Annotated in this window: 12 protein-coding genes and 2 riboswitches; of the genes, 9 read left to right on the top strand and 3 right to left on the bottom strand. The window is 47.2% G+C overall.

Annotated features, from left to right (window positions below):
* Window positions 1-7: 7 nt before the first annotated feature.
* The 3 genes from GKZ89_RS12865 (at window position 8) to GKZ89_RS12855 (ending at window position 3,769) form a co-directional block, all read left to right on the top strand.
* Complete coding sequence (locus GKZ89_RS12865) at window positions 8-2,218, top strand: PAS domain S-box protein (RefSeq protein ID WP_155112813.1); 2,211 nt, start codon at window positions 8-10, stop codon at window positions 2,216-2,218.
* The gene (locus GKZ89_RS12860) at window positions 2,215-2,691 is read left to right on the top strand and encodes a methylated-DNA--[protein]-cysteine S-methyltransferase (protein WP_155112812.1); all 477 of its coding nucleotides are present in this window, start codon (window positions 2,215-2,217) and stop codon (window positions 2,689-2,691) included. The genes GKZ89_RS12865 and GKZ89_RS12860 overlap by 4 nt, the downstream gene beginning before the upstream one ends.
* A gap of 487 nt (window positions 2,692-3,178) precedes the next feature.
* Entirely contained in the window at window positions 3,179-3,769 is a 591-nt protein-coding gene (locus GKZ89_RS12855; RefSeq protein ID WP_155112811.1) for a DUF2087 domain-containing protein, read from the top strand.
* A gap of 356 nt (window positions 3,770-4,125) precedes the next feature.
* On the opposite strand, the gene mtnA is transcribed toward GKZ89_RS12855, so the two are convergent.
* The 3 genes from mtnA to GKZ89_RS12840 form a co-directional block, all read right to left on the bottom strand.
* Entirely contained in the window at window positions 4,126-5,190 is a 1,065-nt protein-coding gene (gene mtnA / locus GKZ89_RS12850; protein ID WP_155112810.1) for an S-methyl-5-thioribose-1-phosphate isomerase, read from the bottom strand.
* Between the two features lie 17 nt (window positions 5,191-5,207).
* Window positions 5,208-6,401: an S-methyl-5-thioribose kinase gene (mtnK, locus tag GKZ89_RS12845; RefSeq protein ID WP_155112809.1), complete on the bottom strand. Its 1,194-nt coding sequence runs from the start codon at window positions 6,399-6,401 to the stop codon at window positions 5,208-5,210.
* A gap of 83 nt (window positions 6,402-6,484) precedes the next feature.
* A riboswitch (SAM riboswitch) is annotated at window positions 6,485-6,648 on the bottom strand.
* Window positions 6,649-6,864: 216 nt separating this feature from the next.
* Window positions 6,865-7,665, bottom strand: coding sequence for a carbon-nitrogen family hydrolase (locus tag GKZ89_RS12840; protein ID WP_155112808.1), 801 nt, complete (start codon window positions 7,663-7,665; stop codon window positions 6,865-6,867).
* 101 nt (window positions 7,666-7,766) lie between these two features.
* Here GKZ89_RS12840 and GKZ89_RS12835 point away from each other — a divergent pair, with 101 nt between their 5' ends.
* The 6 genes from GKZ89_RS12835 to GKZ89_RS12810 all read left to right on the top strand — a co-directional run bounded on the left by GKZ89_RS12835 (window position 7,767) and on the right by GKZ89_RS12810 (window position 13,076).
* Window positions 7,767-8,954 carry a pyridoxal phosphate-dependent aminotransferase gene (locus GKZ89_RS12835; RefSeq protein ID WP_155112807.1) on the top strand — a complete coding sequence of 396 codons (1,188 nt, stop codon included), beginning with the start codon at window positions 7,767-7,769 and terminating at the stop codon, window positions 8,952-8,954.
* A gap of 88 nt (window positions 8,955-9,042) precedes the next feature.
* A riboswitch (SAM riboswitch) is annotated at window positions 9,043-9,156 on the top strand.
* Window positions 9,157-9,236: 80 nt separating this feature from the next.
* A complete protein-coding gene (mtnW, locus tag GKZ89_RS12830) occupies window positions 9,237-10,481 on the top strand; it encodes a 2,3-diketo-5-methylthiopentyl-1-phosphate enolase (RefSeq protein WP_162356830.1) in 1,245 nt (414 codons plus the stop codon).
* Complete coding sequence (locus GKZ89_RS12825; protein WP_155112806.1) at window positions 10,478-11,128, top strand: 2-hydroxy-3-keto-5-methylthiopentenyl-1-phosphate phosphatase; 651 nt, start codon at window positions 10,478-10,480, stop codon at window positions 11,126-11,128. The genes mtnW and GKZ89_RS12825 overlap by 4 nt, the downstream gene beginning before the upstream one ends.
* Complete coding sequence (locus GKZ89_RS12820; protein ID WP_155112805.1) at window positions 11,125-11,748, top strand: methylthioribulose 1-phosphate dehydratase; 624 nt, start codon at window positions 11,125-11,127, stop codon at window positions 11,746-11,748. Before GKZ89_RS12825 ends, GKZ89_RS12820 begins: the two co-directional genes overlap by 4 nt.
* An 18-nt stretch (window positions 11,749-11,766) precedes the next feature.
* On the top strand, window positions 11,767-12,303 hold the full coding sequence (locus GKZ89_RS12815; protein WP_155112804.1) for a 1,2-dihydroxy-3-keto-5-methylthiopentene dioxygenase: 537 nt from the start codon (window positions 11,767-11,769) through the stop codon (window positions 12,301-12,303).
* Window positions 12,304-12,560: 257 nt separating this feature from the next.
* Complete coding sequence (locus tag GKZ89_RS12810; protein WP_155112803.1) at window positions 12,561-13,076, top strand: TraR/DksA C4-type zinc finger protein; 516 nt, start codon at window positions 12,561-12,563, stop codon at window positions 13,074-13,076.
* Window positions 13,077-13,522: the final 446 nt, after the last annotated feature.

Genomic DNA, 13,522 nt, shown 5'->3' with positions numbered 1-13,522 from the left:
AGGGGAAATGGGTCCATTAACAGAAGAGGCGCAAATTGCCCGGCTGAAATCCGAATTGAACCGGCTGAAAAACGAAAATGCCGATTTAAATAAAGAACTTGAAAAGCATAAAATCATTTTTAACCAGGCGCTCGATGCCATCATTATTTTTGACCAGGAAATGAATTTTATCGATGCAAATGAAGCAGCCTGTTTATTGTTTGCAGAAGAGCGTGAGGTGCTGCTGCAGCATTCGCTGTACGATTATCTGGCTCTTTTCCCTCATGAGGAAATGGTTAGACAGCGCGGCATTCTCACCGAAAAAGGAGTTTTGAGTGAAGAGATTGTCATCAAGCTGAAAAACGGCCAGCTTAAATTTATTGAATTTTCAGCGAAGAGAAAAGCCTTTGGGGACTATGATCTGTCCATCATGAGGGACGTATCTTCAAAAAAGCTGCTTGAGAGAGAACGATCCATTAATGAAAAAATGTTTCAGGATCTATTCCACCGTGCTCCGGATGGAATCGTGATCTATGATGCACATGGCCGGCTTGTGGATGCGAATACCTCCTTCTGCCAGAGCTTCGAGCTGCAGAAAAACCAGCTGTCGTCCTACCGGCTGAAGGACTTTATAGACAAAGACAACAGCTTCAAAATAGAGAATTCATGGTCTCTGCTGGCTAAATCGGAGAAGGCGAAAGGCGACCTTCCGGTAAGGCTTAAAAGCGGGACAAGAAAGATCTTCGAGTTCACTACGACTGCAAATGTAATGAATGGGTATTTCATGGCGATTATGAGAGACATTACGGATAAAAGGACAATGGAATCGAAACTGAATAAAAGTGAAGCCCGCTTCAGGGAAGTATTCGAAAATGCGATGGATGCAATTGTCATCTGGGATCACAGCGGGAAAATCATTAAGGCGAATGAATGGGCTGCGAAAATTTTTGAAATGCCAATGGAAGGCTTGCTGAAAAGCACGATTACAGACTTTCTCGATCCAGAGGATCCAAGGTATTTATCGGCCTTTAAGCATTATGTGAAGACAGGCTCAATCCGGCGTGAACTCCGGTTTCATATGCCTAATGGACAATGCAAGGAGCTGGAGTTCACTTCTAAGGCGAACGTGTTCGGGGGCCAGCATTTGACCATTCTGCGCAATGTCAGCGACCGGATCCGCATGGAAAAGGAGCTCCGCCAAAGTGAGGAAAAATTCCGCGAAATCTTTAATGGAGCGATGGAAGGGATCGTCCTTTTCGACAGCGAGTACAACATCCTGGCTGCCAATCCTGTTTCCGCTAAAATTTTTGACATGACCCATGAACAAATGAAGGAGTGCAATCTTCATTCTTTGCTTTTTCGGGATGAAAACGAGCTGCCTTTTGATTTCCTGCTTGATTACCAGGAAGAAGCGGAAAGAAAAGAGGAAATCACCTTTCTATCCAGACACGGCCATAAAAGAGTGCTCGACTTTTCAATCAAACTGAACCTAAACGAAAATATGCATCTGGCTATATTCCGCGATGTCACCGAGAGAAAGGAGCTTGAAGACAGGCTCAGGAAATCAGATACACTGAATGTGGTGGGGGAGCTTGCTGCTGGAATCGCTCATGAGATCAGAAACCCGATGACTGCCCTTAAAGGATTCATTCAGCTTCTGGAAGGCAGTGTCAAAGATGATTTCAGTATGTATTTTAATGTGATAAAATCAGAGCTGACACGAATCGAATCCATTATCACAGAATTTCTCGTGCTGGCTAAGCCCCAGGCTGTGCATTTTGAACAAAATTCAATCGTAAAAATCATGAAGGAAACAATGGAGCTTCTTAACGCCCAGGCAATCTTCTCAAATGTCCAGCTGGAGCTTCGCGAATCAGGGGAAATTCCATCCATATACTGCGAACCAAATCAAATGAAGCAAGTCTTCATCAATATTTTAAAGAATGCAATTGAAGTGATGCCAAACGGCGGCATGGTTAAAACCATTTTAAAAATGAAGGATTCACAAAACCTCTGCATCCAGATCAGCGATGAAGGGAATGGCATTCCGGAGGATAAATTAAAACGTCTAGGAGAGCCCTTTTACACAACAAAAGACCGGGGAACCGGACTGGGCCTGATGGTCAGCTATAAAATCATTGAAGAACACTGCGGACAGGTTACTGTCGAAAGCGAGGTAGGAAAAGGAACCACTTTTTACATTACCCTGCCCGCCGGATCCGGAGGAACAGATACATGAATAAAATTCATATAGAAACACCGCTTGGGTTGATTACCGTAGAATCAGATGGAGAATCAATCACGAAGGTAAACCTTCCGGGCACATCTGAAGCCGTCTTTGAGGATGGCGGCCGGCCTGCAGAAGTTCTTGAAGAAGCAAAAATACAAATTCAGGAATATTTCAGCGGGAAAAGAAAAGAATTTGAGCTTCCTCTAAAAACGCAAGGAACTGCTTTTCAGATGAAAGTATGGGAAGCGCTCCGTGCTATTCCGTATGGGGCCTCACTTAGCTATGCAGAGATAGCCGAAGCAGCAGGAAGTCCAAAAGCAGTCCGGGCCGTCGGACAGGCCAATAAAGCAAACAAGCTTCCAATCCTTATCCCCTGCCACCGGGTCATCGGCAAAAACCGCTCACTGACGGGCTATGCAGGAACACAAACCGATCTCAAAGCAGTAATGCTCGATCTTGAAAAAATCGCCTACAAAATCTAACCAGCCAAACCGGATGAAACCATCCGGTTTTTCTTTTGCTTGTCACAAAATTGCTCAAGCGACATAGAATTTATCAAAGGTAAAAAAGTTTCCTTGAGGAAAGAAAGGGGTGGCATTTATGTTTAAAGCAGGAAGAACAGCGAGGATTGCAGGATATACAGCTGTTTTTACAAAGTTGAATCTGGTCACTAAACAGCAGGCGAACGAAATTATGAAGCAAATAAAATAGCAGGTTTGGCGGAAAAAGGATAGCTGAAGACGGGATTCGCTGTTAAGCTGGCACACGTATAGAAGCAGGCGCTGAGTCCACGGACAGTGAACGGAATGCGGGAAGTAAAGAACTTTGCCTCACATCATTCCCGAGTGTATTCCTGAGCGGGATAGAAGCGGCAGTAAACCGACCACAATATAAATTAACAGGTATTGACAGGTTTAGGAGATTAGAATATCATCTAATTAGATAAGTATCTAAACAGGAGATGTGGATATGCAGCTGAACCGGCTTGTACAATTTCATAAAGCCCTTGGAGATCCTACACGTTTGCGCATTATCGCCATTTTGGCTGGAGGCCCGAAGCATGGCCAGGCTTTGGCGGGAATTCTTGGACTGACTCCGCCGACCATTACTCATCATATCAGCAAACTGAAAGAAATTAATGCCGTCGATCAGAAGCGCGAGAAGAACACGATTTATTACTATCTGAAAGAAAAGGTAATAGAAAATTATGCTGGTGACATCATTCGATTAATCCAGCCCGGGGAGGAAGTCCGCGTGAAAGAGCTGACAGGAGAGCAGATGAAAATTGTCCATAATTACCTTGATAAAGAAGGGAAGCTTAAAACGATACCGTCTCAGCGTAAGCGAAAGCTCATGGTTCTTTATTACATAGCACAGAGTTTTTCCCCCGGCCGCAAGTATCCAGAGAAAGAACTCAATGAAGCAATTAAACTTTTTCATGAGGATTTTGCCACGATTAGACGCGAATTTATCGTAAATGGAATCATGTACCGGGATAACAGTATTTACGAGCTGAACCCGAAGGAACTTTGGGCAGCCATCGAGCAGGGGACAAATTAGCCTGCCGCGTCTCCGAAAAATGCCGATTCTTCCCAAATAATCGATATGCTGCGATTTTCGATGATAAATTCAGAATTTCGAAGATAACGCCCCGGTTTCGGAGATAAAAAAATAGTTTCGGAGATAAAACGTACAATTCGAAGATAAAAAAGATTTGTCTGCACGAAACCGGATTCCAGACAGCCATCAGGATCGGATTTGCAGTAAATTATTGAAAAAACCGGGACTGCCTGTACGAAATTTATTTAAAAAAGCCGAAAATAGGACTGCTTTCATCAAATATATAAAAAAACGCATCCGGGACTGCCTTCATGAAATCGAAATTCATTAAAAAAGCCGCAGATTCGCGGCTTTTTTCAGTTTGCGGCAGTTTGGGCAAACAGTCCGGATATTACGTCTTGGTAGTTACCGGAAATGACGCCTTTTTCTGTTATGATGCCGGTGATGAATTCGGCAGGCGTTACATCAAAGGCAGGGTTGTATACGGCAACACCCTCTGGAGCGATACGGGTTCCTGCAGCGAACGTTATTTCTTCCGGATCCCGTTCTTCAATCGGTATTTCCGCTCCGGTTTCGATGCTGAAATCGAAGGTGGAGAGGGGAGCAGCGATGTAAAAAGGAATCCCGAATGCTCTGGCGAGGAGGGCGAGGTTGAACGTGCCGATTTTGTTGGCTGTGTCCCCGTTCCGTGCGATACGGTCCGCGCCTGTAATAATGGCCGAGATGCCTTTTTGCTGGATCGTGAACGCAGCCATGCTGTCGGTAATCAAAGTAACGTCCACTCCGGCCTGCATGAGCTCCCAGGCGGTCAGTCTGGCCCCCTGGAATACCGGCCGTGTCTCGCAGGCGTATACTTGAAGTGGAAAGTCCTGTTCCTGGGCGAGGTAAAATGGCGCAAGTGCTGTACCATAGCGTGCTGTGGCAATGGAGCCGGCGTTACAGATCGTCATGATCCGTTCGTTGCGGCTGAAAAGCTTAAGGCCGTGCGCGCCGATTTGTCTGCACGTTTCTTCATCCTCCACCTGGATTTGGATGGCTTCGTGGATGAGGACTGTTTTAGCTTCATTTACAGATTGAACTCCTTTGCAGGCAGAAGCCAGCCGGTTCAATGCCCAAGTAAGATTGACGGCTGTCGGTCTGGAGCCGGCAAGGTAATCTTTCTCTTCTTGCAGCCGTTCCTTAAATTCAGTAAGACTGTCTTCTTCGTATTGGGATGCGGATAGAGCCAGCCCGAATGCCGCGGTGATGCCGATGGCCGGAGCGCCTCTGACCTTGAGCGTTTTGATCGCTTCCCATACATCCTCAATCCTGTATAGTTCGATGTATTCTGATAGTGCCGGCAGCTTCTGCTGATCAAGCAATAGTATATGTGTTTCCTTCCATTCAACTGAACGGGGAATGGTAAAGCTGCGCTGTGTCATGAGTCAGTGTCCTCCTGTCAGCGCAGGATCGCATGGCGGAAAAACCGTTTCAGCTGACCCGGCTCCGTTAGGTTATGCCGCTGCTTAATCAGTTTTCTCCCAAGCTCCAGTGCGCTGGTTTTTACTTGTATTCTTTTTTCGTAAGGTTCGATTCCGTCAAGGTCTTCCACATGGGCGAGCCCGATCGTCCGGCGGATGACCTCGCACCCGGCAAATCCGATCGCATCTTCAAAAATCTGGCCGAGGGTATGATCCAGATAGCCGTCCACTTCTGAGAAGCGTTCACGGCTGTCCTGTTTCCAAGAGGCAGCGAAGGTTGCAGAGAATGTATACCATGTCTTTTCGATGGCTTCAAAAATCACATCCTGATCCTCTTCTTCACGTGAAAGAGCGTTTAAAAGCAAGTTGCCGATAAACTGTCCCGGATCAAAACCAATCGGCCCGAAAAATGCAAACTCAGGATCGATGACTTTCGTTTCTTCTTCGCTTACAAAGATACTTCCAGTATGCAAATCACCATGCAGAAGGGCATCTGCTTCAGTCAAAAATTTCTTCTTAAGCTTTGCAGCATGAAGCTTTACTTCACTGTCTGCCCACAATGCTTCTGCAGCAGGACGCAGCTCAGGCTCAAAATCGTTTGAATCATGGTCGAAGAATGGATCGGTAAACACCAGGTCTTCCGTGATTTTGCATAAATCAGGGTTCATATACTGCAGGACAAGCTGCTTTTTCGCATGCGGCTTTAAGGCAAAGTCACTTGTATAAAATAGCGTTCTCGCCATGAATGAGCCAATCTGCCCGGCCAGATGCGGAAGGTTTTTTTTCTCGATCAGCGCTTTTCTGGCAATCTGCAGATGGGAAAGGTCTTCCATAACAGTGACAGCAAGTGTCTGATCTGAATAGCACACTTCCGGGACGAGTCCCGGAGCAAGCTCAGCCTGTTTCACGAGCGCACTGCTCTCGATTCTCGCCCGGTCAAGGGTTAGCGGCCAGGATTCTCCAATGACTTTAGCGTACGGAAGGGCTTGCTTCAAAATAAGGGAATGCCCTGACTTAGAATCTGTAATCCGGAACACAAGGTTTAAGTTTCCGTCTCCGATTTCTTCGCATTGAAGCACGCTGTTCGTTTCGAATAATCCAAGTCTTGCGGCAAGTGCAGCAGCAGAGCTTTCGTTTAACGGTTCGTAAAGTGATGAGCTGGCCAACGCCATATTGAATCCCTCCTGAAGGTAAAAATGAACATGAAAAAGCCTCTTTCTTTTTGAGAAAGAGGCTTGAAGAGTCATCTCCACACCTCTTATCTCCCGGAAAGAATATTGCTTTCCGGCGGATTTAGCACCGTGCCCTATGGAGTCCTGTACTCCGGCGCCTGTTGCTGCGCCCCATTTCACAATGGTTTTACGGTCGGTTGCTGTTGGGGTCAACGGGCCAATTCCCTCTCCCAACTCTCGATAAGAGTTTTTTGAATGTTTTGTTTGTTCGCAATCACTTGATGCAAATGTTACCAGCTTAAGAAGGAGGCTGTCAATCATTTTTTTTTGGCTTAATAATTCACTGCTGCTGATTTCAGCTGGCGGAAATTGGGTGAATTCTCCAGCTACTCGACTGCGGGGTCCCGGCTGTCATGCTGCTATTGAACTCGTAGTCTTACGAACAGAATGCTTTAGCAAAAGATCAGCGGAGCTTTTTGATAAAGGACTGATAGTATTCCGGACGTCTGTCCTGAAATACAGGAATCTGCCGGCGGATGGCTGCAATCTCATTCAAATCGATCTCTGCGGTAAGAATTTCTTCCTCTTTTCCAGCTTCCGCCAGAATGTTTCCCCATGGATCAATGATAAGGGAATGCCCCGCAAATTCATTTTTCGGGTCAGAACCGGAACGGTTGCATGCAACGACGAATGCCTGGTTCTCAATCGCACGTGCGATTAGCAGCGAACGCCAGTGCCCGAGCCGGGGGAGTGGCCACTCGGCAGCTACGAACAGTATTTCCGCACCGTTGGCAGCATGATCGCGCATCCATTCCGGAAACCGGATATCATAGCAGATAAATCCTGCGCATACTGTGCCCTCAAGCTCGAATAGCCCGCTCTCACTTCCGCCCGTCAGGTAATGATGTTCATCCATAAGCTTAAACAAGTGCAGCTTGCTGTACTCATGGATCTCTTTTCCTTCCCGGTTGAAGATGAGCATCGTATTGGTTACGCTGCTGCCCGTCTTTTTAGCAACAGATCCGGCTACGAGATTCAGATTATGCTGTTTAGCGAGATTGGAAAGGAACAGCCTTGAGTCCTTTGCTTCAGGATCGGCTATATCATCAAGTCTTGCCAAATCATAGCCGGTGTTCCAAAGCTCAGGAAGGATCACAATATCAGGCTTTTCCTTTGCCGCCTGACTGATCCCCTCTGCAGCGCGGCGTTTATTTTCTTCAGGATTTCCAAATGCCAGATCAAACTGGATGCAGCTGATTTTCATGGTAGGTCCTCTTTCTTTTACAAGATTTTGCTTTACAATTTGTCTATAACACTATATGATTTGGGACTGTAATTTCAAGAATTTTTAGAGAAGGTGAAAAAATGACGCATTTTGAGCCATCCCGATTGCTGAGCCGTCTTCCGGAACAGTTTTTTGCCGCTCTCTCGCTTAAAGCGGCGCAAAAAGTTCAAGAGGGACATGACATCATTAATCTTGGCCAGGGAAACCCTGACCAGCCAACCCCGCCTCATATCATCAAAGCTTTACAGGAGGCTGCAGAGCAGCCGGAAAATCATAAATATTCTCCATTCAGGGGCAAAGCTTCGCTAAAGGAAGCTGCAGCCGCTTTTTATAAGCGCGAGTATGGGGTCACTCTTGATCCGGAAACGGAGATTGCCGTTCTTTTCGGAGGGAAGGCAGGTTTAGTAGAACTGCCGCAGTGCCTACTCAATCCCGGCGAGACCGCTTTGGTCCCGGACCCCGGTTACCCGGATTACTGGTCGGGAGTGGAAATGGCAGGTGCAAACATGCATCTGATGCCGCTGCTCGAGGAAAATCACTACCTTCCCGATTACCGTCAGCTGGACCGTGCGGTGTTGGACCGTTCCAAGCTGATGTTTTTAAACTATCCGAACAATCCGACAGGTGCAGCGGCCTCGAAAGCTTTTTTCGAGGAAACCGTCGAGTTCGCAAAAGCACATCATATTTGCACTGTGCATGATTTTGCTTATGGAGCGATTGGCTTTGACGGTGAAAAACCGGTTAGTTTCCTGCAGACTCCCGGAGCGAAGGACGTGGGAATCGAAATTTACACCCTGTCGAAAACGTTTAATATGGCCGGCTGGCGTGTAGGATTTGCAGCTGGCAACCCTTCCGTAATTGAAGCCCTTAACCTGTTTCAGGATCATATGTATGTCAGTGTGTTCGGGGCTGTACAGGACGCTGCAGCTGCAGCGCTGCTGGATGAAGGGGAAAGTGTACGGAGACTTTCGGAGATGTATGAAAACAGGAGAAACGTTCTTGTTCAGTCGTTCAAAGAAATAGGGTGGGAGCTTAAAGCGCCTAAAGGCAGCTTTTTCGCCTGGCTTCCGGTTCCGAAAGGCTATACGTCCCAGGAATTTTCTGATTTGCTCCTCGAAAAAGCACATGTTGTAATGGCGCCGGGCAGCGGGTTCGGACAATATGGAGAAGGATATCTCAGAACGGCGCTTCTCACGGACGAAACCCGTATTCAAGAGGCAGCAGAGAGGATTTCGAAGCTTGGGATTTTTACAGCTTCAGCAAATTGACAGGATAAAAAGGATTGACAGCCGGCAGAATTCCTGTAATAATCCAAATTAATTGAATATTTAGCCTGCACGAAGCAGGTTAAACACATCCTTATCAAGAGCAGGCGGAGGGACTGGCCCTATGAAGCCCGGCAACCGACCCGAACCAATGTGGTTCAGGCACGGTGCTAAATCTTGCAGCGGAAAAGCTGAGAGATAAGATACTGTAAGCATTGCTATGCACAGCCTCTTCTCTCACGATGAAGAGGCTTTTTAATTGGTTTAAAAAGTGAGGGAGTAAATGTGAGCGAAGTAATTGCAACGTACCTGGTGCATGACCAAAAGGAAGATCTTGAAAAAAAGGCGGAAGGAATCGCCCTCGGTTTAACGATCGGTTCGTGGACAGATCTTCCGCAGCTTGAAAAGGAACAGCTGAAAAAGCATAAAGGAACTGTCCTTTCTGTTGAAAAGCTGGAAGAGGATGAGAAAACGAACGCGTATTTTGGAGGGAAACGGACAAAGGGACTTATCAGAATTGCTTACCCGGCTGCTAACTTCAGTGCGGATCTGCCCGCTGTCTTGACTACTGTATTTGGGAAGCTGTCGCTGGATGGAGAAGTAAAGCTGACCGATCTTGAATTTTCCAGTGGGTTCGCACAGCACTTTCCGGGGCCCAAATTCGGGATAAAAGGAATCAGGGAAAAGCTGAACATTTATGACCGTCCGCTCCTGATGAGTATTTTTAAAGGAGTGATCGGCAAAGATACCGCCTTCCTCAAGGATCAGCTGGCTGAACAGCTGGCCGGCGGCATGGACCTTGTAAAAGACGATGAAATCCTTTTCGAAAATGACCAGGCGCCTTTCTTTGAAAGAGTGCGGATGGGCAGAGCGGTCCTCGATCAGATTGAAAACGAGACTGGAAGGAAAGCCTTGTATGCCGTCAATTTGACCGGAAGAACGTATGAGCTTCGCGATAAAGCCAGGCGCGCTTCGGAAGCGGGTGCATCTGCCCTGCTTTTCAATGTCCATGCATATGGATTGGATGTCCTTCAGGCACTTGCAGAGGACCCGGAGATAACGGTGCCGGTTATGGCCCATCCAGCGGTAAGCGGAGCCTTCGGAGCATCCGGTCATTATGGTGTCGCTTATTCTCTGATCCTCGGAAAATTGGTGCGGCTGGCCGGAGCCGATTTTTCTCTGTTTCCTTCTCCTTATGGCAGTGTCGCCCTTGAAAAATCCGAGGCGCTTGCGATTGCCGGGGAGTGCAAGTCAGACTATTCCCCATTCAGAGAGGCATTTCCGGTGCCGTCTGCCGGGATCCACCCTGGCCTCGTACCAATCCTCATGAAGGATTTTGGAACCGATTGTGTGATTAACGCAGGCGGGGGGATTCATGGACACCCGAATGGCACATCAGCCGGTGCTGCCGCATTCAGTTCTGCGGCGGACGCAGTCTTATCCGGCCTCTCTCTTGATGAACAGGCAGAGAAGGATGAACAGCTGAGAATTGCCCTCGCTCTGTGGGGCCAGTACGAGGCTGCCAGATGAAGATATTTTGTGATTTTGACGGAACCATCACAAAGAATGACAACATTATTGAAATTATGAAGCAATTTGCACCGCAGGAATGGATCTATTTAAAGGATCAGGTGCTGAACCGGACCATGTCTGTCAAAGAAGGGGTAGGAGCAATGTTCAACCTGCTCCCATCCTCGAAAAAACCGGGAATTGTCTCCTATATACTAAAGCAGGCAGAAATCAGAGACGGATTTACAGAATTTGCAGCGTATGTGGAAAAAGAAGAGTTGGACTATTACATCGTCAGCGGCGGAATGGATTTTTTTGTTCATCCGCTCCTGGAAGGCAAAACAGGCAGGGAACGGATTTACTGCAACAGCGCAGATTTTTCAGGAGAACGGATTCAGATTTTATGGCCGCATCCGTGCGTGAACAGCTGTGAAAATGAATGCGGCTGCTGCAAACCATCCGTCATCCGCCAGCTGGCTGAAGCAGGAGAAGAGATCATCGTGATCGGTGATTCGGTCACGGACCTGGAGGCTGCAAAGATGGCGGACCTTGTGATCGCGAGGGACTATCTGCTCGATCAAGCACGCGAACTGGCTCTGCCCTATGAACCGTTTGAAACCTTTTTTGATGTCATCCGCATACTTGAGAAAAGGAAGGTGACCGTATGAGAACACAGCTGGATTCATGCTGGAGGGAGCTTGCAGAGGTGAAGAGGGAGCTCGCGCAGAGGGACTGGTTTCCTGCCACAAGCGGAAATCTGGCCATTAAAGCGGGAAGCAATCCTTTAACCTTCTATGTGACCGCGAGCGGAAAGGATAAGCGCAAGGAAACAGCAGAGGATTTTCTCCTTGTAGATCAGCACGGCCAGCCGGCAGAGGAAACAGATTTAAGGCCATCAGCGGAAACGCTCCTTCATACAGAAGTCTACAGCCGTACAGAAGCTGGCTGCAGTCTCCATGTTCATACGATTGACAACAATATCATTTCAGAACTTTATGCGGAGAGAGGCTATGTTACTTTTACAGGCCAGGAAATTATTAAAGCATTCGGGCTCTGGGATGAGGATGCATCCTTTACCGTACCGATTATTCCAAACTATGCGGATATACCCGCATTGGCCAAGGAGTTTGGAAAGCATGTGCGTGAAGATGCCGGCGCAGTTCTGATCCGAAATCATGGCATTACCGTATGGGGCAGAGATGCATTTGAAGCAAAAAAATATTTGGAAGCGTGTGAATTTTTATTTTCCTATCACGTTAAACTTCTGCAGTGCAGAAATTTTCAATAATAAGAGGAGGAAACAATCATGGCAAATCTTTATTTTCAAAGCACGGAAGAGCGGATCAGCAATCAGGACCAGGTCGCAGCGTTTTTGGCAGAGCAGGAAGTAATCTATGAGCAGTGGGATATAAGTAAGCTTCCCGCTTCTCTGAAAGAAAAATATGATTTGACCGAAGAAGAAAAAGCGGGAATCCTTCAAGCGTTTGAGACGGAAATCAAGGACATCTCGCAAAGACGAGGCTATCAGGCCCAGGACATCATCTCCCTTTCCGACAGCAACCCGAACCTGGACCAGCTGCTGCAGAATTTTCAGCAGGAGCACCATCATACGGATGATGAAGTAAGGTTTATTGTCAGCGGACATGGTGTATTTATTATCCAGGCTAAGGACGGCTCCTTTTTTAATGTAGAACTGTCTCCTGGCGACCTGATCTCTGTACCGGAAAATATTCGCCATTATTTTACGCTTCAGGAGGACAGAAAAGTAGTAGCGGTCAGAATTTTTGTAACAAAAGAAGGCTGGGTCCCAATTTATGAAAAGGAGGAGCAGACTGCCAAATAGATCACAAATCAGAGAGGCCTGCAGCCTCTCTTTTTTGGGGGCTGTATTTAAGGACAACGCTCCTCTGACAGGAGAAATCAGCTGCCGAATCTAAAAGGGGATTTGAAGCCCTTTGTCAATGAATGAGGTTGATTCCCTGCACCTGTAGACAGGAGCGGCGCTCTGCAAGCAGCAGCCAAATCCTGCCTCAGCCGTCTTCTTTGTTTTATAACGGGAAAAAAGGGTAAATTCTTCATACAGACAAAGGAGTGGATAATATGGCATTGTCAAAAGAACAGATGAACCAGCTGAAGCAGCAGCTGCTGGATATGAAAAACGAAATTGAAGAAAAGCCGGATGATGAGCAGCTCGACCAGTCTCTAAGTGAATCAACGGGTGAGATTTCAGGAGGCCTGGAAAACCATCCCGCAGATCAGGGGACTGAAGTATATGACAGAGAGCGGCAGCAGACTTTCAATGAAATAGATGAAGATGTTCTTAATGAAATTAATGGCGCATTAGAGCGCATGGATGAGGGCACGTACGGAATCTGTGAGGAAACAGGCAAGGAAATACCGTTCGAACGCCTTGAAGCTCTCCCGTATGCCAGACGGACCGTAGCAGCTCAGGAACAGGAGGATGAAGCGCTCAACAGTCCTGTATCGGGTGAAAGAGAATATCAGCAGAACATGAGGGACCTTTCGGATAAAGAGACAGCCGGAGCAGAAAATTCTCTGACAACGGATGGCCTAAGAGAGGAACAGGACGCTTTTCAGGGTCATGGCAAAAAGTAAAAAAACACTGAAAGAGGGATGCCTGACAGGTATTCCTTTTTTTATTTCGGCATTGTGTGTTGATCTTTTAACACATGTTGATTGGGACGGAAGGCGTGAGACCGGGAGCTTGAGAGCAACGGGACAGGTGAGACCCCGCAGTCGCGAAGCGAGGAGGAGGCTCACTGCACGTCCCTGGATGAGCGAATGCCTGCTAGCTGCAATCAACAGCTAAGTTTAACAGAGCTTTTATTTTAAGGGATTCATCTGGCTCCAGCGGTTTTGGCCAGTCTTTCCAAAGAGGATTCAACATATAGATTGAACTACCCCCACTTAATTTCCTTGCAGAAATTTGAAGTGGGGGATTCCTAAGAACACGGGCGTAACCGCCCGTTATTGATTAGGCGATCCCCGCAGTCCCTGCGGTTAGAAGCCTCAAGGTTTCGGTCAAAATGTTTTGGCTCGCG

It is taken from the genome of Metabacillus mangrovi, assembly GCF_009711125.1.
In the GTDB taxonomy this organism is placed as follows: Bacteria; Bacillota; Bacilli; order Bacillales; family Bacillaceae; genus Metabacillus_B; species Metabacillus_B mangrovi.
This window is presented reverse-complemented; position numbering and strand designations above follow the sequence as displayed.

Excerpts from the sequence above, each read along its gene's own strand:
- GKZ89_RS12855 (WP_155112811.1), top strand. The coding sequence starts at position 3,179 with ATGCAGCTGAACCGGCTTGTACAATTTCATAAAGCCCTTGGAGATCCT.
- mtnK (WP_155112809.1), bottom strand. The coding sequence starts at position 6,401 with ATGGCGTTGGCCAGCTCATCACTTTACGAACCGTTAAACGAAAGCTCT.
- mtnA (WP_155112810.1), bottom strand. The coding sequence starts at position 5,190 with ATGACACAGCGCAGCTTTACCATTCCCCGTTCAGTTGAATGGAAGGAA.
- GKZ89_RS12860 (WP_155112812.1), top strand. The coding sequence starts at position 2,215 with ATGAATAAAATTCATATAGAAACACCGCTTGGGTTGATTACCGTAGAA.
- GKZ89_RS12835 (WP_155112807.1), top strand. The coding sequence starts at position 7,767 with ATGACGCATTTTGAGCCATCCCGATTGCTGAGCCGTCTTCCGGAACAG.
- GKZ89_RS12820 (WP_155112805.1), top strand. The coding sequence starts at position 11,125 with ATGAGAACACAGCTGGATTCATGCTGGAGGGAGCTTGCAGAGGTGAAG.
- GKZ89_RS12840 (WP_155112808.1), bottom strand. The coding sequence starts at position 7,665 with ATGAAAATCAGCTGCATCCAGTTTGATCTGGCATTTGGAAATCCTGAA.
- GKZ89_RS12810 (WP_155112803.1), top strand. The coding sequence starts at position 12,561 with ATGGCATTGTCAAAAGAACAGATGAACCAGCTGAAGCAGCAGCTGCTG.
- GKZ89_RS12865 (WP_155112813.1), top strand. The coding sequence starts at position 8 with ATGGGTCCATTAACAGAAGAGGCGCAAATTGCCCGGCTGAAATCCGAA.
- GKZ89_RS12815 (WP_155112804.1), top strand. The coding sequence starts at position 11,767 with ATGGCAAATCTTTATTTTCAAAGCACGGAAGAGCGGATCAGCAATCAG.
- GKZ89_RS12825 (WP_155112806.1), top strand. The coding sequence starts at position 10,478 with ATGAAGATATTTTGTGATTTTGACGGAACCATCACAAAGAATGACAAC.